20 protein-coding genes are annotated in these 23,923 nt (G+C 66.4%); 10 read left to right on the plus strand and 10 right to left on the minus strand.

Annotated features, from left to right (window positions below; translation table 11 throughout):
• Positions 1 to 92 precede the first annotated feature (92 nt).
• Both BB934_RS26465 and BB934_RS26470 read right to left on the minus strand, forming a co-directional pair.
• On the minus strand, positions 93 to 6,077 hold the full coding sequence (locus BB934_RS26465; RefSeq protein WP_099512335.1) for a DUF3320 domain-containing protein: 5,985 nt from the start codon (positions 6,075 to 6,077) through the stop codon (positions 93 to 95).
• 75 nt (positions 6,078 to 6,152) lie between these two features.
• Entirely contained in the window at positions 6,153 to 6,551 is a 399-nt protein-coding gene (locus tag BB934_RS26470; protein WP_237050111.1) for a DUF6665 family protein, read from the minus strand.
• Positions 6,552 to 6,802: 251 nt separating this feature from the next.
• Here BB934_RS26470 and BB934_RS26475 point away from each other — a divergent pair, with 251 nt between their 5' ends.
• From BB934_RS26475 to moaA, 7 genes are all read left to right on the plus strand, one after another.
• Entirely contained in the window at positions 6,803 to 7,675 is an 873-nt protein-coding gene (locus BB934_RS26475) for a substrate-binding domain-containing protein (RefSeq protein WP_099512336.1), read from the plus strand.
• Positions 7,672 to 9,114: a sensor histidine kinase gene (locus BB934_RS26480; protein WP_237050112.1), complete on the plus strand. Its 1,443-nt coding sequence runs from the start codon at positions 7,672 to 7,674 to the stop codon at positions 9,112 to 9,114. The genes BB934_RS26475 and BB934_RS26480 overlap by 4 nt, the downstream gene beginning before the upstream one ends.
• Entirely contained in the window at positions 9,104 to 10,423 is a 1,320-nt protein-coding gene (locus tag BB934_RS26485) for a sigma-54-dependent transcriptional regulator (protein WP_099512337.1), read from the plus strand. The genes BB934_RS26480 and BB934_RS26485 overlap by 11 nt, the downstream gene beginning before the upstream one ends.
• Before the next feature lie 225 nt (positions 10,424 to 10,648).
• Positions 10,649 to 11,101, plus strand: a complete 453-nt coding sequence (locus BB934_RS26490) for a VOC family protein (RefSeq protein WP_099512338.1) — start codon at positions 10,649 to 10,651, stop codon at positions 11,099 to 11,101.
• Between the two features lie 268 nt (positions 11,102 to 11,369).
• Entirely contained in the window at positions 11,370 to 11,894 is a 525-nt protein-coding gene (locus BB934_RS26495; RefSeq protein WP_099512339.1) for an arsenate reductase (azurin) small subunit, read from the plus strand.
• 11 nt (positions 11,895 to 11,905) lie between these two features.
• A complete protein-coding gene (locus BB934_RS26500) occupies positions 11,906 to 14,530 on the plus strand; it encodes an arsenate reductase (azurin) large subunit (RefSeq protein ID WP_099512340.1) in 2,625 nt (874 codons plus the stop codon).
• A gap of 92 nt (positions 14,531 to 14,622) precedes the next feature.
• Positions 14,623 to 15,672, plus strand: a complete 1,050-nt coding sequence (gene moaA, locus BB934_RS26505) for a GTP 3',8-cyclase MoaA (protein ID WP_099512341.1) — start codon at positions 14,623 to 14,625, stop codon at positions 15,670 to 15,672.
• Between the two features lie 471 nt (positions 15,673 to 16,143).
• Here the strand turns inward: moaA and BB934_RS26510 are convergent, their stop codons facing one another.
• Complete coding sequence (locus BB934_RS26510; RefSeq protein WP_099512342.1) at positions 16,144 to 16,509, minus strand: hypothetical protein; 366 nt, start codon at positions 16,507 to 16,509, stop codon at positions 16,144 to 16,146.
• 32 nt (positions 16,510 to 16,541) lie between these two features.
• Positions 16,542 to 16,772: a hypothetical protein gene (locus tag BB934_RS26515; protein ID WP_099512343.1), complete on the minus strand. Its 231-nt coding sequence runs from the start codon at positions 16,770 to 16,772 to the stop codon at positions 16,542 to 16,544.
• A 194-nt stretch (positions 16,773 to 16,966) separates the two neighbouring features.
• On the opposite strand from BB934_RS26515, the gene BB934_RS26520 reads away from it, so the two are divergent.
• The 3 genes from BB934_RS26520 (at position 16,967) to BB934_RS26530 (ending at position 19,376) form a co-directional block, all read left to right on the plus strand.
• Positions 16,967 to 17,590, plus strand: a complete 624-nt coding sequence (locus tag BB934_RS26520; protein ID WP_099512344.1) for a nitroreductase family protein — start codon at positions 16,967 to 16,969, stop codon at positions 17,588 to 17,590.
• Positions 17,591 to 17,776: 186 nt separating this feature from the next.
• Positions 17,777 to 18,517: an oxygen-binding di-iron domain-containing protein gene (locus BB934_RS26525; RefSeq protein WP_099512345.1), complete on the plus strand. Its 741-nt coding sequence runs from the start codon at positions 17,777 to 17,779 to the stop codon at positions 18,515 to 18,517.
• 103 nt (positions 18,518 to 18,620) lie between these two features.
• Positions 18,621 to 19,376 (plus strand): sulfite exporter TauE/SafE family protein, encoded by a 756-nt coding sequence (locus BB934_RS26530; protein ID WP_099512346.1) that lies wholly within the window; start codon positions 18,621 to 18,623, stop codon positions 19,374 to 19,376.
• A 75-nt stretch (positions 19,377 to 19,451) separates the two neighbouring features.
• Here BB934_RS26530 and BB934_RS26535 read toward each other — a convergent pair whose 3' ends face one another.
• From BB934_RS26535 to BB934_RS26555, 6 genes are all read right to left on the minus strand, one after another.
• On the minus strand, positions 19,452 to 20,642 hold the full coding sequence (locus BB934_RS26535; RefSeq protein ID WP_099513242.1) for an MFS transporter: 1,191 nt from the start codon (positions 20,640 to 20,642) through the stop codon (positions 19,452 to 19,454).
• A gap of 51 nt (positions 20,643 to 20,693) precedes the next feature.
• Positions 20,694 to 22,124 (minus strand): FAD-dependent oxidoreductase, encoded by a 1,431-nt coding sequence (locus BB934_RS26540; RefSeq protein WP_099512347.1) that lies wholly within the window; start codon positions 22,122 to 22,124, stop codon positions 20,694 to 20,696.
• Between the two features lie 15 nt (positions 22,125 to 22,139).
• Positions 22,140 to 22,391 carry a DUF1127 domain-containing protein gene (locus BB934_RS47370; protein WP_157934329.1) on the minus strand — a complete coding sequence of 84 codons (252 nt, stop codon included), beginning with the start codon at positions 22,389 to 22,391 and terminating at the stop codon, positions 22,140 to 22,142.
• A 55-nt stretch (positions 22,392 to 22,446) separates the two neighbouring features.
• Positions 22,447 to 22,764 carry an ArsR/SmtB family transcription factor gene (locus tag BB934_RS26545; RefSeq protein WP_099512348.1) on the minus strand — a complete coding sequence of 106 codons (318 nt, stop codon included), beginning with the start codon at positions 22,762 to 22,764 and terminating at the stop codon, positions 22,447 to 22,449.
• A gap of 64 nt (positions 22,765 to 22,828) precedes the next feature.
• On the minus strand, positions 22,829 to 23,152 hold the full coding sequence (locus BB934_RS26550) for a YnfA family protein (protein ID WP_099512349.1): 324 nt from the start codon (positions 23,150 to 23,152) through the stop codon (positions 22,829 to 22,831).
• A gap of 47 nt (positions 23,153 to 23,199) precedes the next feature.
• Entirely contained in the window at positions 23,200 to 23,922 is a 723-nt protein-coding gene (locus tag BB934_RS26555; protein WP_099512350.1) for a cytochrome c biogenesis CcdA family protein, read from the minus strand.
• Position 23,923: the final 1 nt, after the last annotated feature.

Below are 23,923 nucleotides of genomic sequence, written 5' to 3' on the forward strand. Positions count from 1 at the left end.
AAGACCCGGGGACAAACGGCCGAGAAAGCGTTGCTGCACTCCCTGCTCGGACCGTGCGTTCTTGGATGAAGTCGCAACGAACTCCTACCGTCTCACCCTTCAGCGGTGGCAGTGAGTTCACCTTGCCTCTTCGCAAGCGTCAGAGCTGCCTCGAACCGACCGCGCGTTCCGTGCTTGATCCGTGACAGCCCGAACTTCTCCGCCATGAGGCGAACGACGGTTTCTTCATCATCCCCATTGGCCGCGAGGCTCGCAGCGAGGCTGGCCAACTCATGAATGGGGATGTCGCCATGCGTCCGAACATTCGGATCCGACTGTCGAAGGGGGAAGGGGCGCCCGGGATCGGCCTCTTCGGGCCAGAACACGATGCGTCCGTCCTCGTCGGTGCGGCCGATATCATGGGGAATCACCCCTAGCACGATTTCGCGGATCTTTCCCGCCGCGCGCTGGAAGCCGTGCGCGCGGGCCAACCGCTGGACCAGTACGTCATCGAAGATCGGCCCCTCGGTGCGGATCACGTGCTGCACCATCTCCCTGAGCTTCGGGCGGTAGGCAGGATCGTAGAAACGGCCTGCGTCAGGAGTCTGACCGCTGTCGGCCACCTGCGCTGGAATGTAGATGCCCTGCTGGGCCGGGATGACGATGGTGCCGCTGGGCTCTGCTGCGCGGCGGGCGTATATGCGCTGTTCCTCTGGAGCCTCGTTGTCCTGATCCGGGGTGGGCGGCTTCGCTTGGTCGGCCGCCGGAGGAGCCGCATCGAGCCCAGAGTCCCTTGCTGCTGGCTCGGCGTCGATGGACTCGACGTCAGGTGCAGGCGCGGCATCGCCTTCGGATGACGACTGGCTGGCCAGGATCGGCTCTTCCGCCGCAGGTGCGCTACGGTCATTCTCGAGATCGGCCACGAGCTTCATGTGGAGCGTGTCGAAGGCCCGCTCGGCATCCATCCACCATTCCGTGCTCCAGACCCGGCGGATGCGCCATCCAAGCTTGTTGAGGATGTGCTCCCGCAGCCTGTCCCGGTCGCGGGCTGTGGCTGACCGATGGTAGGTCGCTCCGTCGCATTCGATCCCTGCGAGATAGCGGCCCGGCGCGTCCGGGTGCACGACTGCGAGATCCACGCGGAACCTGGAGACGCCGATTTGTGTGTGAACCTCCCACCCCCGGTTCTCAAGGGCCTTCTTCACGGCATCCTCGAACGGGGATTCGGTGTCGCGTCCGGTCGGGGCGAAGGCCTCGGCCATCGCTCTGGGACCACGCTCCGCAAATTCCAGGAAGTGCTTGAAGTCCCTGATGGCGCGGGCGTTCGTGCGGCTGAGGTCGATCTGGTCGGGCCTGAGCGTGGCGAAGACCACCATCTCTTGTCGGGCGCGGGTGATCGCCACGTTCAGGCGCCTGTAGCCGCCCTCCTTGTTGAGGGAGCTGATGGTGGCCACGCCCCGACCGGCTTGGTCAGGCGCCACCGCAACGGTGAATAGGATGACGTCACGTTCGTCGCCCTGCACGTTCTCCAGGTTCTTGATGAACACGGGTTCGTGCCAGCGAGTCCGGTCGAAAAAGTCCTCCAGCTCAGGATACGCGCGACGCTCCTGGTCGAGGAGATTTTCCACGAGGCGCTGTTGCTCGGCGTTGAAGGTGACCACGCCAAGCGACTGCTTCCACTCTCGGAAGGAGGGTGCCTTCAGTCGCCGGACCACATCGGCAACAACGGCCTTTGCCTCTTCCTGGTTCACACGGCCCTTGCCGCGCTCGTACACGCCCCCCGGCACGTGGACGTAACGGACGGCTTGGTCCGCCGTGAGCGGGGACGGAAAGGTCACCAGCTCGCCGCGGTAATAGTGCTTGTTCGAGAACGCGATCAGGCTCTCGTGCTTGCTTCGGTAGTGCCAGTCGAGCCGGATCTGCGGGATGTTCGCAGCGAGACACTCATCGAGGATACTCTCTTGGTCCTCGACATCCGTACCATCCTCGATCTCATCGACGCCGCGCTCGCCGACGCTCGTCGGCGGCAACTGCTCGGGATCGCCTACGATGATCACCTGCTTGCCGCGGGCGATGGCCCCGATGGCGTCCCAGACGGGGATCTGCGATGCCTCGTCGAAGATGACCACGTCAAAGGGGGATGCGTCGGGCGGCAGGTATTGGGCGATGGAGAGCGGGCTCATCATCACGCAAGGCGTCAGTTTCGTGAGCACGCTCGGTATCTCGGAGAATAGGCGGCGCACGGGCATGTGCCTTGCGCGCTTCGAGATCTCGCGGGCCAGGGTCCCCCACTCGGCATCCGCCCCAAAGGCGTTCGGGAGTGGGATGTCGCCGGAAAGATGTGCCTTGATGATGCGCTTCGACAGCTCGACGACCCGTTCGTCTGCCGCCTGGAAGCGCGTGATCGCGTCCTCGTGCCTGGCAGGGACGAACGAGCGCAGAACTGCGTCGCCATCCACAATGCGGTCCGCCCACCACCGGGCATAGGCTGCCTCGAACGCGGTGGCTACCTCCTCGGGACCGACGGTGCCCCTGCCGATGGCGACGACCAACGGACCGAGCCCGAGCTCAGTAGCCTGGCTGCCGGACTTGTTCCAAAAGCACCATTCCTGCGCTCGGGCGAGGTTCGCTTTCCAGCGCGCCGCAATGGCGACCGTCTCTTCGATCCAGTCCGGCCCTTCCGCAAAGGGAACCGGACCTTCGCCGAGGCTCGCAAGCCGGGCAATGGCAGTGAGTGCGGACGTAGCCGCCTCCCAAGCAGACAGGAAGGATCCAGCCGCCTCGGCGCCTGCGCCACCTGGTTCCCACAGGGTGTGGTCAGCAAGCAGCCCACGCACGTGTTCTAGCGTTTGAGAGCGGTCAAGGCCCAACGCGTCGGCCGCCAGCGAGGATACCTTCCGTGCATGCACTGCCCACTCGAGCCAGCCTTCGACCTCGGCTGAGTCGGTATCGATGCCCTCCCACGACGCACCAACCGCCACGAAGGTATCCCTGAGCCGCTCCGCCGAAGCGCGCACCTCCTTCAGGTCGAGCATCTTCACAAGCTCCACGCCGAGGTCCGTCGGGACCTGGGAGGTGGCAAAGGGCTGTAAGGCCTGCCGCACCTTGTTCTGACGACTGCCCCGAAACAGGAAATTCGATTCCGATGCGGTACGCCAGTCCGCGAGGAACGCGCGGAGATCCTCCTTGAACACGGTTGCGCTGTACGCGCCGGACAGGGCGCCTTGGATCTCGGCAGCCTTCGTCTTCAGGGATTGCAGATCCTCGATGGCGGAGCGAACCGCCGCTTGGTCGGCGGCAATGCAGCGGGCCGCCTTTCGCGCCTCTGGGCGGGTGAGAAGGGCAGTCAGCAAGGCGACGGCCCGCATCGCCGTATAGGAGCCTGCTCTGGGAAGGGCGATGGCGTCACCAATCCTATGGGTCGCATCCCTGAGGGGGGCTAAAGCCCGCGTAAGCGCATCGAGGGCGGCGGTCAGTTCGGTGCGCCATCCAGGGCTCCACTCCAGTGCCCGAATTCCGCGCAGCGGATGTTCAGAGGGATCGCCAGCCGCGCGGAGTGCGGTGGACAGGTCGCGACATGTTTTACGAAGGTTGACGAGAAACGGCTCGTCGTGCGCTGCGTCCGGCCAGTCGAAAACCACGTCCTCGAAGCGGCCGCGATGAGCTACCACGACCCCGAACGTCTGGTACGCGGACAAGCCGTTGGAGCGGCGCGTGTGAAGGGCCGCGACGAGGGCATTCAACTCGCCCCTCAGTTCGCTCAGTTCCTCGGTTGCTTCCTTCCACTCGTGCGCATCCGGCGCCGAGCGTGAATGCCACGACGTCTTGAGTTGCTCGAGAATTGCTGACTTCTGTGCCTTTGAGGAATGCACCTCAAGGCAGTAGTCCCCCAGTTCAATGTCCACCAAGCGGCGGCGGACCACCTCGAGCGCAGCCGTCTTCTGAGAGACGAACAGCACCTTTCGGCCCATCGCGAGCAACTGGGAGATCATATTCGTGATCGTCTGGCTCTTACCCGTACCCGGTGGGCCGTGCAGGACAAAGTCCTTGCCGCCCGCCGCTGCGAACACCGCCGCGAGCTGGGACGAGTCCGCCGATAGGGGCGCGAACACCTCCGAGGGATGACGCTCGTAGTCGAGCCTATATGGGGAGGGGAAGGGGCGGTCGTCACCGTACGAGTGCTTCGGCGTGTCAACGAGGTGGCGGACGACGGAGTTCTGCTTGAGCAGGTGCATTCGCTCGACGAGATCGCGCCACATCAGGAACTTGGTGAAGGAGAAGGTCGACAGCACGACCTCAGGGGTCACCTCCCAGCCGCGCACGTCACGGACGTGAGCGCGCACGATGCTCCAAACCTTGGCGACGTCGACACCCGAGCCGTCAGTCGGCAGCTCGCCCTCGAGTTCAACCATGCGCAGGTTGAAGTCCTGCCGGAGCATTTCCAGCAGCGTCGGATTGAAGCGGATTTCATCCTCGTGCAGGGTGAGCCGGAAGCCGGCCCTCACGCTCGACCGCTCGAGGGAGACAGGTATGAGGAGGAGGGGAGCCTTGAGTTCCTGCCCCTTGCCTTTCTCGTCCTGCCGCCAGCGCAGGAAGCCCATCGCGAGGAACAGGATGTTCGAGCCGCCTTCCTCGAAGGCGGTGCGGGTCACGCGGTAGAGGTCGGTCAGCCGAGCGTTAAGATCCTTCTCTTCAAGCGTCGAATGGAGCTCATTACGGGCGATTGCGTCCATCGCCACTTGGCGGCGGGCATCCGCGTTCGTCCGCTCTTCATGGAGCTTGGCATCGCGAAGATCGCCGTCGCCGAGCACGTCCGATTTCGGCAGGACCTTGAAGCGACGGCCCGAGGACAGGGCGTCCTCCAGCGTGTGGGGCTCAGGGCATTCTATCCGGACCGACTTCGCGCCGTCCTTGAAGTTGAGCATCTTGTTGCGAAGGGTGAGGTCGAGGAGCTTGCGTTTCCAACGCTCCAGCCGATCAACGTTCTGGTCCTCGATCTCCCTGACGACGATATCCTCAGGGAAAGTCGGGGCATCCTCGATGCCGAGGTCGAGTTCGGGGCCGTCTGCCCCGGGAACGGGGACCGAGGCCGCGCCGTCGCCGAGGTCGAGTGGGCGGATCTGCGCGGTTCTCGCCCGGGAGACGTCGACGGCAACCTCGAGTGGAGCCTCCGCACCCTCCTCGATGTGGGCAGCCCCCTTACGAACCGCGTCGCCGAAGCGTCCCGGAGGGGTGTGGGTCAGGTAGGTTGTCTCGATGAAGATGGATTCGTCCGCGTCCCGGCGCTTGCGAAGCGTCTGAACGTCGTCGACGACTGCCATCGGCAGCTCCTCCCGCCGTAGGAACACTCCAACAAAAGCGTGCCCCTCGGTGAGGACGATCATCGGGTTGAGGCCAGCCTGCTCGAGCGCAGCCGCGTAGAGCAGGGTAATGTCGAGGCAAGTGCCGACCCGCTTCTCAAGGATTTCGGATGGCGAACGAACCTTCTGTCCCTGCCTCTCGAAGCTCTTGGGAGGGAGGACGTAGGTAAGCCGCTTGGCAGCCAGCACGGACCAGATCGCGGCCGCCAACTCCCAGGCTCTGTCACGGCGTCCGGAGGTGTAGCCGTCGATGGCGTTTGGCTTGCCCGCCGCCGCCAGCTTCAACCCGGCCTCCCGCAGAACCGCGTCGACGGCTGGGTCGTTCGGGCGGACGAAGGCTGCCAGCAGCTCGGGAGCCGATCCTGTGCCACCCCAATGGGACGGGGGGAGGAGGTAGATGGACTTCACATCCGCTGCGAGCTCGGCTCCCTTTTCCTTGAGAGTGAACCGGAGTTCGCCTTGAACGGCCTCTGTAAGCTTGCGCAGGAAGGCGATGCTCAGGGGAAGGTTCGGGCTGCGGACGTGTTGGGTGGATTTCGGAGGGATGCGATCAATGCGGACCTTTAGAGGTGCCGCGAATTCGGGCTCCGACGCGACCTCGATCTCCAGATCGACCAAATCGCGGTCGGTCCCGTTCTCGACGGTAATCTCGCGGATGGTGGGGACTGAGTTTTGGTGGAACGCCGCAGAGATGTGGTTCGACACCACAATAGATAGAGAAACTTCCCCGTCAGCCATTCTGATTGCCTGCCCCTAAGTTTGATTCGAGAAAGATAGCAATGGGATCGTGCCTACGGGAAGGACAAGTATTCCTCAGTCTAGGGTAATTTGGTCGCGTCTCGTCGCCGAGACCAACGTCGGGGACACCCGGTCCGCCTTGCGCCTGACTTGCCCGACCCGATTCAACACATCGCGCGGGATTCCGTAATCCTTCACCACGGCTTCCCAGTTCCGGAACCCGCACAGCTCCCGTTGGATCATGAACGCCCAGACCCGGTCGGCGGCCTCATCCAGCATTGCACGACGCCGGTCCTTCCCATCCGTTTCATGCGCCGCGTCGAAGGCACGCAACGCCGCAAGGGCCCGTTCGACCTGGCCACCCAGGTTCCCAAGCGTTTGCGCCTTCTGCTCGCGCAACTCGTAGTCGAGCACGTCCCATCCGGTTTCCCGGCTGAGGCCCGTCGATAGGCTCTGGGGGATGCGAACTGCCATCTCGGGATCCGGCAACGATTGACGACGAGGACGAAGTTGATGTCGCCATGCCCATGATGGAACGCGACACCCTGGCGCAAGCCCGAACGTGCGTCCCTCGATCGGCAAGCGACGAGCCAAGCCTGGGCGCGTCCGGTCCCCGGCCGGCAGGCTCCCGCCGCATGACAGGCCCCGGCCTTGCCCTCCGGAGCGCTTAGGGCATAGCATGGCCGGCAAAACACGGTCCGGGCCACCGGACACGGGAGGAAACAATGGAGCGCCCCGGGCCGTCACGCCGGGAGGTGGTTTCAGGCGTCCTGGCACTCTGCACGGTTGCCGGCGTCCCCCCGGCCGTTGCCGCAGGCGACGAATTGCGGTTCGGGCTGACACCCGTCTTCCTCACCTCCGACCTCGAGCTTCTCGACCGCCTGCGCTCCTACCTGGAGCATGCGACGGGCTTCCCGGTCCGGCTGGTCACGCGACGCACCTACCAGGAGATCACCTCGCTTCTTCTCTCCGGGCAGCTCGATGCCGCCTGGATCTGTGGCTTCCCCTTCGTGGCGAACCGGTCGCGGCTGGCGCTCGTCGCGGTTCCGGTCTGGCAGGGCAAGCCCCTCTACCGGTCCTATCTCATCACCGGACGGGATCGGGAAGCGGCCTCCCTCGACGACCTACGGGGCGACGTCCACGCCTTCTCGGATCCGGACAGCAACTCCGGCTGGCTCGTCACCGCGACAGCCCTCGCCGGGAAGGGGCAGTCCCCGGAACGGTTCTTCGGACGCACGATCTTCACCTACGGGCACCGCAACGTCGTCAGGGCCGTGGCCTCCGGGCTCGCGATGAGCGGCAGCGTCGACGGGTACGTCTACGAGGTCCTGCGCGAGACCGAGCCCGATCTCGTCGCCCCGACCAAGGTCATCCATCGATCGGAACTCCTCGGCTTCCCTCCGGTCGCCAGCGCGGTCGGCGCGGCTGAAGACCGGAGGATCAGGAACCTGCAAGCGGCGCTCGTCGCCATGGCGGACCACCCCGACGGCCGGGCCGTACTCGGCCTGCTGCGGCTGGACGGGTTCCGGGTCGAGGAACCCAGCCTGTACGACACGATCGCCGCCGAGGTGGCGGTCGTGCGGGGAGGGGCCGGATGATCCCGCTGCGCCTCCCCATGGCCGTCAAGATCCCGCTGGTGGTGACGGTGTTCATGGCGGCGGTCGCGGTATTCGTGTCCGAGCGGGTGCTCACCCGGTTCCAGGAGGCCCAAACCAAGCATCTCGGCGACCTGGCCGCGATCTACCTCGACGGCCTCGCCTCGTCGCTCGTCGATCCGGTGGTCCGCGAGGACGTCTGGGAGGCGTTCGACATCGTCGACCGGGCCCGCCAGACCCATGCCGGGCTCAAGCTGACCGAGACGGTCGTCGCGCTCGCAGACGGGCGCGTGCTCGCGTCGTCCGACCCGCGGGTCCATCCGTCCCTGTCGCCCCTGCCGCCATCGTTCCTGACCCAGCGGGCCATGGCGCCGACGATCGTCGTGCGCGACGACGATGCCCGTGCCGTCGCACGTCGGGACCTGTCCTCCGGCGGCACCGTCGTCGGCTCGGTGCATGCCTCCTTCGACATCGCCCCGCTCATGGCGGAGCGCCGCACCGTCCTGCTGTCCCTCATCGTCACCAACGCGGCGCTGACGTTCGTCCTCGCGCTGGCGGCCTGGCTGGTCGTCCGGCGCATGATGCGACCGACCCAGGTTCTGGCGTCCCACCTCGAGACAAGCATGCAGGGGCAGGTCGAACCCATTCCGGATGCCTTCCTCGCCAAGGCCCCGGTCGAGTTCCGCCGCCTGTTCGAGGCGTTCAACCGCATGGCCGAGGCCGCGAGGGAGCGGGAGGCGCTCTCGCGCCAGCTCGTCGAGGAGGAGCGCCTGGCCAGCCTGGGCCGCCTGGCCTCGGGCATGGCGCACGAGATCAACAACCCGCTCGGCGGCCTCTTCAACGCCATCGACACCCTGAAGGCGCATGGGGAACGCGGCGATGTCCGCCGCCGCACGATCGACCTGATCGAGCGCGGGCTGAAGGGCATCCGGGACGTGGTCCGCACCACGCTCGTGACCTATCGGGCCGATCGCGACGTCCATTCGCTCAAGCGGGCCGACATCGACGACCTCAGGCTGCTGGTCGAGCCGGAGGCCCGACGCAAGCGGCTGACGCTGCGATGGGTCAACGAGGGTTACGACGAGCTCGCCATGCCGCCCTCGGTCGTCCGGCAGGTGCTGCTCAATCTCCTTCTCAACGCCTGCCGGGCGTCGCCGGAGGGAAGCCAGGTAGCGTTCAAGGCCCATGTCGAAGGCCAGTGCTTCGTCGCCACCATCGAGGACATGGGGCCTGGCCTCCCCAGCGCCGCACGGAACGCACTGACGGATCCGGGGAACAGACCTCTCCCGGGCTCCGGCGGCGGGCTTGGCCTGTGGATGGTGCATCGCCTGATCAAGGAGGTCGGCGGGACGGTCGCGGCGCTGCCGCGAATCCCGGCCGGAACCATCGTCCGAGTCACGATCCCGCTCAAGGATGAGGAGGGAACCGCCAATGTCGCTTGAGGGTCGGACCATAGCGCTGGTCGAGGACGATCCGATCATGGGCGAGTCGCTGGCCGACCGCCTCTCCCTGGAGGGGGCCAACGTCATCTGGTGGCAGGACTGCCGGGCCGCCGTCGACAACCTCGGGACCTCATCGCCTGACCTTGTCGTCTGTGACATCCGCCTGCCGGACGGCACCGGCGAGGACGTATTCCGCATCGCCTCCGCGATGCCGGAGGGACCGCCGTTCCTGTTCGTCACGGGACACGCGGACATCGACCAGGCCGTCAGGCTCATGCGCAACGGGGCCGGCGACTACCTCACGAAACCGTTCGAGATGAGCGCGTTCCTGAGCCGGCTCGGGCAATTGCTTCGTCCGACCGTACAATCCGGCGCCGCCGTCCTCGGGGTCAGCCGGCCCATGCTCGACACCCAGCGGCTGCTCCAGCGCATCGGGCATCTGTCCGCGCCCGTCCTGCTGACCGGGGAGACGGGCGTCGGCAAGGAGGTGTGCGCCCGCTACCTCCATGGCCAGCGCGCTCCCGTACCCGGTCCCTTCGTGGCGGTGAACTGCGCGGCGATCCCGAAGGACCTGATGGAGAGCGAGCTGTTCGGCCATGAGAAGGGAGCCTTCACGGGAGCGTCGTCCCGCCATCTCGGGTACGCCGAACGCGCCCGCGACGGCATCCTGTTCCTGGACGAGATCGGCGAGCTGGACCTGAAGTTGCAGACCAAGCTCCTCCGGCTGCTGGAGGACCGCACCTTCCATCGGCTCGGGGGCGAGAGCGAGGTCCCGTTCAAGGCCCGGCTCGTCTGCGCCACCAATGCCGACCTGGCAGCCCGGATCAGGGCGGGCGGGTTCCGTGAGGACCTGTACTACCGGATCAACGTCCTGACCGTCCCGGTCCCACCGCTGCGGGACCGTCCGGACGATGTCGAGTGGCTGGCGGTTCGCTTCGCGGACGCTTTCTCGGCCGATGCCGGCACCGAGCTTGCGGGCTTCAGCGGCCTCGCCCTGGAGGAACTCAAGTCGCATGCCTGGCCTGGTAACGTGCGTGAGCTGCGCAACCGGATCGAACGGGCCGTCGCACTGTCGCCTGGGCCTTGGATCATGCCGGGTGATCTCTTTCCGGAACGGGGCAGGCAGGACGCTCAGGGAAAGGCGGAGGGGTTGGAGGCTGCCCGGCACGAGGCTGAGAGGTGCGCGATCGTCCGGGCGCTCCGCCGCAGCGGCGGTGTCATCAACGAGGCGGCCGCAGCACTAGGAATCTCCCGGAGCACGATGTGGGAGAAGATGCGCCGCCATGGCATCGAAGCGTCGCCGAACTAGGCGTGGCCTGCGCCGTGCGCGAGGGTTCAGGGAGAGGGCGGACGGATCGCGGCCGCCGACGTGAGTTTATCGTTTTTCCATAAACTTGGATAAACTCCCTCAAATTCCCCGCATGCCGCCGGACCGATGGCTGGAACCGGAGACGCGGGATGCGGGAAGACCCCGTGATGGACGGTGATCCCGACAGGCTCCGGTTCCGTGGGCTGGTCGGAGGGAGAGAGACCGATGCCCGAAACCAGGAAGGCACGTGCCGTCGGCTTGAACCACCTCGCGCTCGAGGTCGCCGATCTCGACGAGGCCTTGGCCTTCTATGGTCGGCTGTTCGACTTCGAACTCCGCGGCAGGACGGACACCGCGGCCTTCATCGATCTGGGCGATCAGTTCCTGGCACTCCAGAAGGGTCGAAGGCAGCCCGCCGACGACGGCCGCCATTTCGGTCTGGTCGTCGATGACAGGGATGCCGTCCGTGACGCCCTGGTCGCGGCAGGCATCGAACTGCTGCCCGGCCCGTTCCTCGATTTCCTCGACCCGTGGGGCAATCGCATCGAGATCGTCGCATACGAGGGCATCCAGTTCACGAAGGCGCCCTACGTGCTGCGGGGGATGGGGCTGGCCCATCTGGCGAAGAACGGGAAGGCGGTCCAGGAACTGACGGACAAGGGCATGGCGCCGGGTTGAACGAACGCCGGGAGCGGCAAGCGCGTCATCCCCAGGCGAGCCGTGGCGTGAACGGGCGCGATCGACAACCATCCTCCGTCAGCTTCCATCCGACGCACCAACGTCCGGACTTTCGGACATCGGTTCGACTGAAGTCCGAAAGTCCGGACGCGAGCGACATTCCAGCGGCGATGCGTTCGCTGTTCTCCAAGCGTTTCCCGCGGGCTGTAAGGCTGGCACGGCCATTGCTTCATCTCCTCCCGCCATAAGGATTTTCGGGAGGAATCTCATGAAACGCTGCGATCTGCTCGTCGACGTCGGCCGCCGTCGGTTCCTGTCCGGTGCGGGCATGGTTGCCGCCGGCGCGGCCGCCAATGCCGTCCTGCCCACGGCGGAAGCCAAGGCCGCAGTGCCGACGGCGAGGGTGACCTATCCGTCCAACAGGCTCGCAAACGTGAAGGACCTCAAGCCCAACGAGCCGATGGACGTCGCCTATCCCGATTCCGATGCGCCCGGCGTCCTGCTCAAGCTCGGCAAGCGCGTGGAAGGTGGCATCGGCCCCGACGGCGACATCGTCGGCTTCACCACGATGTGCCCGCACAAGGGCTATCCGCTCGCCTACAACGCCCGGACCCGGACCCTGAACTGCTCGGGCCACTACTCGGTCTTCGACTGCGAGGCCGGCGGCCAGGAGACCTGGGGCCATGCCACCCAGAACCTGCCGCAGTACTCGCTGCGGGTCGACGACAAGGGCGACATCTACGCCGAGGGACTCGACGAGCTCCTCTACGGCCGCCTGTCCAATGTGCTCTGAGGGAGGGTGAGATGGCCTACAAGCGACAGATCGACCGCCTTCCGATCATCCCGGCGGACGCCAGGGAACACAACGTGGTGTGCCACTACTGCATCGTCGGGTGCGGTTACAAGGCCTACACCTGGGACATCGACAGGCAGGGCACGACCGATCCGGCCGGCAACAAGTTCGGGGTCGACCTCGCTGAACAGCAGGGCGCTGAGACCGAGGCCTGGTACGCGCCGTCGATGTACAACATCGTCCGGCAGGACGGCAAGGACGTCCACATCGTCATCAAGCCCGACAAGGAGTGCATCGTGAACTCGGGCCTCGGCTCGATCCGCGGCGCCCGCATGGCCGAGATGTCCTACTCGCCCGTGCGCAACACCGAGCAGCAGCGCCTGACGGACCCGATGGTCTGGCGCTACGGCCAGATGCAGCCGACGGGCTGGGAGGATGCCCTCGATCTCGTGGCCCGCGTCACCGCCGCGGTGATCGCCGAGCAGGGCGAGGACGGGCTCTTCGTGTCCGCCTACGACCATGGCGGCGCGGGCGGCGGCTACGAGAACACCTGGGGCACCGGCAAGCTCTACTTCGGCGCCATGAAGGTGAAGAACATCCGCATCCACAACAGGCCCGCCTACAACTCCGAGGTCCATGCCACGCGCGACATGGGCGTAGGCGAGCTCAACAATTGCTACGAGGACGCGGAACTCGCCGACACCATCGTCATGGTCGGCGCGAACTCGCTCGAGACCCAGACCAACTACTTCCTGAACCACTGGATTCCGAACCTGCGCGGGACGTCCATCGACAAGAAGCAGGCGCAGATGCCGAACGAGCCGCACGAGCCCGTCCGCGTCATCGTCGTCGATCCGCGGCGGACGGTGACGATCAACGCCTGCGAGGTCGAGGCCGGCAAGGACCGGGTGATGCACCTCGCCATCAACTCGGGCACGGACCTAGCGTTGTTCAACGCGTGGCTGACCTACATCGCGGAGAAGGGCTGGGTCGACAAGGCGTTCATCGACGCCGCGACGAAGGACTTCGACAAGGCGGTCGCCGGCAACAGGACGAGCCTGGAGGAAGCAGCACGGATCACCGGCCTCACCGTCGATCAGATCCGGCAGTCGGCGGAATGGATCGCGCAGCCGAAATCAGGCAACGCGCGGCGTCGCACCATGTTCGCGTACGAGAAGGGCCTGATCTGGGGCAACGACAACTACCGCACGAACGGTGCGCTGGTGAACGTGGCGCTCGCCACGGGCAACATCGGGCGCCCCGGGGGTGGCTGCGTCCGCCTCGGCGGGCACCAGGAGGGCTATGCCCGGCCGTCCGACGCCCATGTCGGCCGTCCCGCGGCCTACGTCGACCAGCTCCTGATCAACGGAAAGGGCGGCGTGCATCACATCTGGGGCTGCGACCACTACAAGACGACGCTGAACGCCCTCCAGTTCAAGCAGGTCTACAAGAAGCGGACCGACCTGGTGAAGGACGCCATGTCCGCCGTGCCGTGGGGTGACCGTCCCCGCATGGTCGCGGCGATCATGGACGCGGTCCGCAAGGGCGGGCTGTTCTCCGTCGACGTGGACATCATCCCGACCCAGATCGGGCAGGCGAGCCACATCTGGCTGCCGGCCGCGACGTCGGGCGAGATGAACCTGACGTCGATGAACGGCGAGCGCCGCATGCGGCTGACCGAGCGCTACATGGACCCGCCCGGGCGGGCCATGCCGGACTGCCTGATCGCGGCGCGGATCGCCAACAACCTGGAGCGGGTCTTCCGCGAGTCGGGCAAGGCCGATGTCGCCGACCGCTTCAAGGGCTTCGACTGGACGACCGAGGAAGACGCCTTCATGGACGGCTACCACCAGCACGAGAAAGGCGGCGAGTTCGTCACCTACGCGCGGCTGCGCGCCATGGGCACGAACGGCTTCCAGGAGCCGGCGGTCGGCCTCGAGGGCGGCCCGGTCGGCACCGGCAGCTCGACGGGCGGGACGACCACGGGGCAGCAGCCCGGCATGGTGGTGCAGGGTCCGGCCATCGAGGGCGCGCGCGGCAAGGAGCCCGTGCAGCAGGCCACGGCGGGGTCGGCGGCGGCCCCCACGCCGACGGGCGGCAGCGAGCGCATCATCGGCACGAAGCGGCTCTACGCGGACGGGAAGTTCAACACCAAGGACGGCAAGGCCGTGTTCATGGAGACGCAATGGCGCGGCTTGCAGGCCGCGGGCAAGCAGGCGGAGAAGGACAAGTTCGCCTTCCTGATCAACAACGGGCGCACCAACCACGTCTGGCAGAGCGCCTATCTCGACCAGGAGAACGATCTCGTCATGGATCGCTGGCCGTTCCCGTTCATCGAGATGAACCCGCAGGACATGACGGAGCTCAATCTCAAGCCGGGCGACCTCGTCGAGGTCTACAACGACAACGGCTCGACGCAGGCGATGGCGTACCCGACGGAACGGGCCAGGCCGAAGCAGACCTTCATGCTCTTCGCCTACCCGATGGGTGTCCAGGGCAACGTGGTCTCGGCCGGGGTGAACGAGTTCATCATCCCGAACTACAAGCAGACCTGGGGCAACATCCGCAAGATCGCGGACGCACCGGAGGCGGTGAGGGGCCTGTCGTTCAAGTCGAAGGAGTACTCGGCCTCGTAGGCTTCCTTGCGAACGGCCGGGCGGACGGGCCGCCCGGTCCCTTCGCCGGAATGGCGATGTCGAAAACTGAACAGGTGGCGAGGGAATCCTTGATGCTGCTGCTCACCCAGGAACTCGGATCCGCGCAGCGGGAAGCGACCCGCCATCCCGGGTTGGTCGATCCGTTCGGACGCGCGATCACGTACCTGCGCGTCTCGGTGACGGACCGCTGTGACTTCCGCTGCGTCTACTGCATGTCGGAGCACATGACGTTCCTGCCGAAGCGGGACCTGCTGACCCTGCATGAGCTCGACCGCGTGTGCTCGGCGTTCATCGCGCAGGGCGTGCGCAAGCTCCGGATCACGGGCGGGGAACCGCTGGTCAGGCGCGACGTGATGGGGCTGTTCCGTTCGCTGTCGCGCCACTTGGCATCGGGCGCCCTCGACGAGCTCACGTTGACGACCAACGGCTCGCAGCTCGGTCGCTTCGCCGTCGAACTCGCCGATTGCGGCGTGCGGCGGGTGAACGTCTCGGTTGACACGCTCGACCCCGGGAAGTTCAGGAGCATCACGCGCTGGGGCGACCTCGCGCAGGTACTGGCCGGGATCGATGCCGCGCAGGAAGCGGGCCTGCGCGTGAAGATCAACACGGTCGCCCTCAAGGGCGTCAACGAGGACGAGATCGAAACCCTGATGGAATGGGCACACGGGCGCGGCATGGACCTGACCGTGATCGAGGTCATGCCGCTGGGCGACATCGAGCCGAGCCGCCTTGATCAGTACCTGCCGTTGTCAGTCGTGCGGGCGCGCCTGTCCGGACGGTACACGCTCGTTGACCTCGACGATCGCACGGGCGGACCCGCGCGCTACGTGCGGGTGAAGGAGACCGGCGGACGGCTCGGCTTCATCACGCCGCTGACCCACAATTTCTGCGAAAGCTGCAACCGGGTCCGCCTCACCTGTACCGGGCAGCTCTTCATGTGCCTGGGCCAGGAGGACGCGGCCGACCTACGGGCACCCGTGCGGGCGTCGAAGGACGATGGATTGCTGGATCAGGCGATTGCGGAAGCGATCAGCCGCAAGCCCAAGGGGCATGACTTCATCATTGACCGTCGCCACGCCCGCCCGGTGGTCGGGCGTCACATGAGTATGACCGGCGGTTGAAGGGAAACTCTGGTTACAGACGCAGGCGTGCCCTGCAAGCTTATCTGGGAGATCACGGAAAGGACCGGAGGGGATCAATGCCCTAGCGCGGTCTGTCTTCATCGTGCGCTGACAGCCCGGCTCACTCGGCCGGCTCTCAAGTCAGCGCCCAGAACGGAAAAGCCCAGGCTCCGGGGCGAACGGACAGGACACCTTCGTGTCTCTGCCTCGCGCACTACGGGCCTGGGCTGAACGGGTACCAGACGGGCGCTCGCATCGTCAGGCGATCGCGGGATTGACCGGACCGGAGTACATCCGTCCTGGCACGGTCACATCGAAGCTGGCGGTGACGCCCGCTGCCCTCGAAGTCCCTGTGATGTCCGCTGGGGTATCCCTGATATGGTGATCGAAACACAATCCGCAAGGGATGCAGTCTCGCCGATCCCCTCGGCGACGGCCGTCCCAAGGGCTATCGCCAATCCGGTGTCCGTGTCACTCAGCCTGAGCCGCAGGAGCCTTCTCGGCCTTTGCGGCAACTTCCGGTGCGGCCTTCCGGGTGCGGGAGGTGCGCGGGGTCGTCGGCGGCTCGTCCGCCTTGTCGGCAGCCTTCTTGCTGACCTTCGTAATCTTCACGGGCGCGCCAGCTTCCACTTCCGGCTCGCCATCGGAGCGCAGCTTGCCGAGGGTCTTGTCCAGGGCCTTGAGCAGGGTCTGGGCCGGATGGCCGGCGTCGAGCTTGGCCTGGCCAGCGATCTTGGTCAGGGTCTTCCGCAGCTTCTCGCCCCGCGCGACGGCCTTTTCCATCAGTCCCGGCAACTCGCTATCGGGCTTCGCCTTCTTGGTCTTGTCCTTGGCCATCGTCGATTTCCCTTTCTATGCCTTGCCCTGTCTTAGGCTGCCCGCCGCAGCTTGCGCGAAAGGCTGTACATCCGCTCAGTCCTTTCCGAGCTGGTCGGGGTCGGGTCGGTGGCAATGTACAAAGCGGCCCTTGCGACTTCCAGACGGGAGGCTTGGGGAACCTCCGACTGGACACGAGTCACAAGCACCTCGTCCGACGATCCGGACTGTGCAAGACGCTCGAGGGTGGCAATGAGGGTGTGATCGATCGTGAAGGGGCCCATGGGCAATAATCCGTTCGCCTAAAGTCTTAGCCTCGGGAAGGGTGTACTTAGCCTCTGCCAGACAACTTGCCTAGGTCGATCTCGGGGGGTGTGCCCCATCGACGCTCTCTCGATCCTCGGGTTCTTCACGAAGCGGTTTCCAGTTGCTTAAGTTCACTGAATGTCAGCCGTGGGCACGCGAGAGGTCATGTACGATGTCCAGCACCGAGATTGCGTCCAATATCGACACGCCCGATGGGAAGGCGGAGGGATTGGCTCTCCTTCGGCGCATGTGGTCTCGCCGTTCCACGGCGCCCAGGCATCTGGTGCCACCCGGCCCGACCGACGACGAGATCCGCATGTTGGTGCGGGCCGCGTCCCGGGCACCGGATCACATGCGCTTGAAGCCGTTTCGCTTCCTCGTCATCGCCCCCGACGCACGGGACCCCCTGGCCGACGTCTTCGAGGCGGCGGAGCGCGAACTCGATCCCGGCATCATGGGCGAGCGGCTCGAACGCGCCAGGGAGAAGGCCCTTCACGCGCCGACACTCCTGGCCGTGATCTCCCGCGTGCAGGACAACGACGATGTCCCCGAGATCGAGCAGCGTGCGTCGGCCGGAGCCGCCCTCGGCTACGTGGTTCTTGCAGCGGATCTCCTGGGCTACGGCGCGATGGCGGTCAGCGGCCGCAAGGTGGCGACGCAGGCGATGCGGCGTGCCTTCGAACTTGCTGGCAACGAGGAGCTTCTTTGCTTCATCGGGATTGGGACGCGCGCGAAGGCGAAGGGGGCACCACCGGAGCCTGACTCGGATCTCCTCTGCACTTGGCCTCCCGTCTGAGGCCACTGCACGCCACCATCCTCCAGGTTTCCGCCGTCGAGATGGACGGCGTCGGCCCTTGATCCCATGAAGGCGAGCCTTGCCATGCGACCTTCGGAGCCACGAGCGTGTGGGTCGTTCTTGCCGTACTTCCGAACGGAAAGTCGGTTCTAATCCTTGGGCGGGGGCAAACCAGGGAGCACTCCGATGGAAACCCGCATCGATGAGATCGGCGACCGCATCTACCGCCTCTCGACCCACGTGCCCGACATCGTGCCGCCGGCTGGCTTCACGTTCAACCAGTTCCTCGTCCTCGGCGACGAGCCGCTCATGTTCCATGCCGGACTGCGGAAAATGTTCCCGCTGGTGTCAGAAGCCGTGTCACGGATCATGCCGATCGAGACCCTTCGGTGGATCACCTTCGGCCATTACGAGGCCGACGAGTGCGGCGCCATGAACGAGTGGCTGGCCGTGGCCCCGAATGCGCAGGTTGCGCACGGCATGACGGGGTGCTTGGTATCGCTGAACGACATGGCAGACCGTCCGCCACGCGTGCTGTCGAACGGCGAGGTGATCGACATCGGGGGCAAGCGGATCCGCTACATCGACACTCCCCATGTACCGCACGGCTGGGATGCCGGGGTGATCTACGAGGAGACCAGCCGGACGCTGTTCTGCGGCGATCTCTTCACGCATCTGGGCAACGGCCCCGCGCTCACCGAGAGCGACATCGTGGGTCCCGCGCTTGCGGCCGAGGACATCTTCTACGACACGAGCCTTGGCCCGAGCATCGCGCCGACGGTTCGCCGGCTGGCCGACTTGGCCCCACGCACTTTGGCCCTGATGCATGGCTCATCGTTCGTGGGTGACACGGCCGCGGCCCTCCGTGATCTAGCCGGTGCCTATGACCAGCGTCTGCGCGCCGCCATGGGGGAGATGCCGGCCTGAACGATTGGTTGGCCGTGACCGATGCCCTTTGCCCACGTAGCCCTGGGCGCTGACCTGCTGGCATTCGGTAGCACACGGCACCGGATGTCCGCATAAGGAAGGGATGATCCACGTAGTCCTTTCCTCCGCGCTCATCGCCGGAGCCTCGCTTCTCTATGCAACGGCTGGACAGTCGGGCGGCACCGCCTTCCTGGCGGTCATGGCGTTTCTCGCCTTTCCGGTCGAGGAAATGCGGCCAACGTCCCTCGTCCTCAACATTGCCGCGGCCACTTACGCGACCTGGCGGCTGCACCGGCGTGGCGCCGTCGATTGGACCCTGCTGCGGCGGGTGGGCCTGCCCGCGCTCCCGGCCGCTTTCCTCGGCGGGCTCCTCATCCTCGGCGACCGGCTCTACCTGAGCCTGACGGGCATCGTCCTGATTGCCGCTGCGGGACTGATCGGGTTCAGGCGGGGGATAGACCGGGGCGATCCGGATGCCACGAGCGGGCGCGGCGCCGTCGGGCTGCTCCCGGGCGGGATCGCCGGGGGTGCCGCCGGCTTCCTGTCAGGGCTCACGGGTGTGGGTGGGGGCGTCTTCCTCGCTCCTGTGCTGATCACCCTTGGCTGGGCGTCGCCGAAGCGTGCGGCCGCAATCTCCGCCCCGTTCATCCTCGCGAATTCGGTCGTCGGTCTCGTCGGCGTTCTCGCTTCGGGACAGCGGGTGCCACCGGAAGCCGCCGTCCTGGTTCCGGCAGCACTGCTCGGAGCGGCGGTGGGCACCTGGATCGGGCTGCGCTACATGTCGGAGAAGACAACACGATGGATGCTTGCCGGCATTCTCGCTTTTGCTGGCGTCCGGCTTCTCCTGCAAGGACAGTGACGCTGCATCCTCCTGGCGCTTGGCTCTCCATGGTCCCGAACGCCACGACGGTACGTCGCCGGCCTCACGGAGAGGTCAGCTCCTTCGGGCGGTCACCCACAGCAGCCCCACGAGGGTGATGTTCAGGCAGGTCAACGCCGCGAGGAGGCCGAGCGCCGCACCGGGACCGCTCCCTTCGATCAGGATCGCCCCGAGTGATGGGGACAATGCCTGGGCGAGCAGGCTCGGCATCGCCAGCTTGCCCATCAGCGATGCGTATCCGTCGGGGCCGAACAGGCTCAGGGGCAGGGTGCCCTTGGCGATCGAGCCGATCCCGTTTCCCGCACCGTACAGCGCGAGGGCAAACGCCGGGATCGGGACCCCGACGAGCAGCAGCAGGATGCCGCCCGCGACCAGGGTGACGGAGGCCGCCATGGTCCAGATCGGGTGGTAGTGGCGGCCGAAGGCCATCTCGACGATGCGGGCGCCGACCTGCGAGGGGCCGACGAGAGCGCCGAGCGCAACGGCCGCCGCGAGACCGAGGCCCCGGGCCTGGAGGAAGGTGAGCAGGTGCACCCCGATCATGGAGGCGGTCACCGCACCGAGGGTGAGGATCGTGGCGAGCAGCGCGAACGCACGGATCCGTCTGGTTCCAGTCAGAGGGGGCGGTGATGGAATCCCGGGTTTCGCGCCGGATGACCGACCGTCTGCCGCAAGCGACCCGATGTTGGGCAAGACGAAAGCGTGTAAGGGGAGGGACACGAGAACGTGGATGGCGGCATAGGCCGCGCAGGCTCCGCGCCAGCCGAAGTGCTCGACCAACCAAGCGCTGAGCGGCCAGCAGACCGTGCTTGCGAAGCCGCCCCACAGGGTCAGGGTGGTGATCGCGCGCCGGGCATCCTTCCCGTACAGGCGGCCGAGCGTGGCAAACCCGGCATCATAGAGACCCGACCCCATGCCGACGCCCACGAGGAGCCAGGCGAACATGTAAACGGGGAGGCTATGGGCGAGCGCGATGGTCGCGAGTCCGGCAGCAAGAAGGATCGAACTCGCCATCAGGACCGGACGGCCGCCCTTGGCATCGATGGTGCGTCCAACCTTGGGCGCGACCAGGCCGGCCGCGAGCAAGCCGACGGACAGCCCACCGACAACCCAGCCGAGCGACCATCCGGTGTCGGCGGCGATCGGCTGCGCGAGTACGGCGGGCAGGTAGAAGGACGATCCCCAGGCGAGGATCTGCGTGATCCCGAGGGCGCTGATGACCACCCTCGGGCTTGGCTTCGGCATGGCGTGCTCGCTCGCCAGGGACTCACTCACGGGATTCGACACGGGCGGATCTCAGCAGCAGCCCGCGGGTTCCGCAACCTTCTCCGGTGCCTTCGCGGGGCCGCATCCGCAGCCCGACTGGCCCTCGGCCTTGGCCTCGACATCCGCGACGCAGCAAGCGTCGACCTCGACTGGGGCAGGACCGCCGCAGCACCCAGAGGATGCAGGCGCACCATCGGCGGGGACGTTGGTCAAGCACACGCCCGTCTCCGGCAGGACGAGGTGGACATCGTCGGCTGCCGTGAGGTCTCCGGCGATGGCTGCCACGACGGAGCGCACCTGCTCGTAGCCCGTCAGCATCAGGAAGGTCGGGGCACGGCCGTAGCTCTTGATCCCGACGGTGTAGAAGCCCGGCTCCGGATGGGCGAGTTCGCGGTGGCCGTGGGGTGGCACGGATCCGCACGAGTGCAGGTTCGGATCGATCAGTGGCCCGAGTGCCTTGGAGCTTTCGAGCCAGGAATCGAGGTCGAGCCGCAATTCGCGGGTCAGGTTCAGGTCCGGACGCTGTCCGGTCGCAACGACGATCCGGTCGACGGGACCAAGCTCGCGGACGCGGCCCGCGGTTTCGCCCTCGACGACCACCTGATCGCCGACGGATCGGACGCGGGTGATGGAGAACCCGGCCACCAGGGAGACCCGTCCGCTGTCGACGAGCGCTTTGAGCCTGGAGCCGAGCTCGCCGCGGGCCGGAAGCTGATCGGCCCGTCCGCCGCCATAGACCCGCATCAGGTTCTCGCCGCGGGTGGCCCAGATGATGGACGTCCGAGGATCCCGTTCGGCCAGTCGGGCCAGCTCGAGAAGCACGTTGGCGGCCGAATGCCCGGCGCCGACGACGAGGGTCGTCTTGCCTTCGTAGGCAGCGCGGTCGCGCCCGAGCACGTCCGGAATGCCGTAGGCGATGCGCCCAGCGTTCTCGGCCTCACCCTCGGCCAGGATGCCCCCTGCGCCGAGAGGATTCGGGGCCGTCCACGTCCCGGAGGCATCGATCACCGCCCGGGCCAGATCGCGCCGGATGGCGCCGTTGCCGTTGGAGATGGCCAGCACGAAGGGCTTGGTCCCGCGCCCACGGCTGAGCACCTTGTCAGCGCCCTGCCGGGTGATCGCGGTGACTTTCGCGCCCGTCTCGATCACCGCTGCCATCTCGGGGACTTCGGACAGCGGCTTGAGGTAGGCCTCGTACAGGTCCGATCCGGTCGGCATCGCCTTGCCGGGCGGCTCCTGCCAGCCGTGGGCCTGGAGTAGAGAGCGGGCTGCCGTGTCGGTGTTGTACTCCCACGGAGAGAACAGGCGGACGTGCCCCCAGTCCCTGACGTTGGCGCCGACGGTCTCGGCGGATTCGTAGACCTTCACGGGAAGGCCGCGCCGGATCAGGTGGGCGGCGGCGGCCAAGCCGACCGGGCCTGCGCCAATGACGGCAATGGGAAGGTTGTCGAGCGAGGTCATGGGAAGGCTCCTTGGTCAGGATCGGCAGCAAGGGACAGGTTCGGGAGAAAGCACATTGCGAAGGCGGGTAACAAATTCGGCCCAGCGTCGTGCCGCCTTGGAGCAGCACGCAGGGAGGAGCCGCTGCACGGGAACGGCATGGAGTTCGATCCGTCGCAGGCCGATATCGCGCAGGAGATGATCGTCGAGGTCGGACAGGGACAGCATCTCGCTGTGGGTGGCGACCGAGCGTTCTCGATCCAGGAGCGAAGAGAGAAGAGTTAGCATCGGTATCTCCTGTATCGCTATTTCCGGTAGGATGGAAATAGCGAGCAAAAATAAATCAAGCGGCGTTCTCCGCCTGGGCTCCGCATCCGGCATCGGCGCAGCACTCGTCGGCGAGGAAGCCGATCAGGCCGTTCATCGCCGGGTAGTTGGCCCGGCAGATCAGGGTTGTGGCCTGCCGCTCCTGCGTCACCAGTCCGGTCAGCAGGAGCCGCTGGAGGTGATGCGAGAGCGTCGACCCCGGAATCTTGAGGCGCTCCTGGATCTGCCCGACGGGCAGGCCCGCCTCTCCGGCCCGAACGAGGGTGCGGTAGACCTGGAGCCGGGTGGCGTTCCCGAGTGCCTCGAGCTGCTTGGCTGCTTGTTCGACGTTCATCGAAATACCTTGGGCGTGTGTGCGTGCTGCGTCAAGCGATATTTCCAGAAATACAGAAAGAACGTTAGGCTGCCCGAGGTCCCAGCAGGATGATCGCGGCCCCGACGAGGCAGACCATCGCGCCCGTGACGTCCCAGCGGTCCGGACGGACTCCTTCGACGGCCCAGAGCCAGAGCAGGGAGGCGACGATGTAGACGCCGCCGTAGGCCGCGTAGGCCCGTCCGGCCGCATCACTGTCGACGAGCGTCAACAGGTAGGCGAACAGAGCCAGCGAGACGCTGCCCGGAACGAGCCACCAGATGGATTTGTCCAGGCGCAGCCACGCCCAGAAGGCGAAGCAGCCCGCGATCTCGGCGACCGCAGCGCCGGCATAAGCAAGGATTGTCATTCACCATACCTGTTACGAAACGGTGCCGTTGCAAATGGCCAGGCCTGTCAGAAGCGGGTCGTGAGGTCAGTCAGCCAGGCGGGCATGGCGGAGACGAGACTGGCCTCGAGGGACTTGTCCGCCCCGGAGAGGATGAGAACACCACTGGTGATCAGGACGCCGCCAAGCGCCATCTTGGCACCGCTGCCGGCCGACATCAGCCGACCGCGCCACCGCATCAGTGCCTCGCGGGACAGCAGGCCGAGCAGGAGGAGAGGCAAGGCCGCGCCGAGACCGAAGACGGTCATGGTGAGGGCGACCTGACCCAGGTCACGGCCCTGCGCAGCGAGCACCGAGGCCGCGCCGAGCGTCGGCCCGACGCAGGGACTCCATACGGCACCCAGCAACAGCCCGACCCCGAACTGGCCGCCGAGGCCGCCCGGAGAGAAACCGCCGAAGCGCTGCTCGGCCCAGTTGCTCACCGGACCCGCCGCGACGGCAACCCGGGCCTGAAGCTGCGGGACCAGGAGAACGACGCCGAACGCCACCAGCAGGACGGCGGCGGTGCTTCGGAAGACGCCGCCGTCCAGGCCGAGCGAGAACCCGATGGTGGCGACGAACAGGCCGATGGCGACGAAGGATAGAGCCAGTCCGGCGGCAAGGGCAGCCGGACCGAGCCTGTGCTCGGAGACCGCCGCCCCGAGCACGATCGGGAGGAGCGGCAGGACGCAGGGCGACAGGGTCGAAAGGATGCCGGCAGCAAGCGCCAGCCCGATGCCGACGGGTTCCATC

The organism is Microvirga ossetica (assembly GCF_002741015.1).
In the GTDB taxonomy this organism is placed as follows: domain Bacteria; phylum Pseudomonadota; class Alphaproteobacteria; order Rhizobiales; family Beijerinckiaceae; genus Microvirga; species Microvirga ossetica.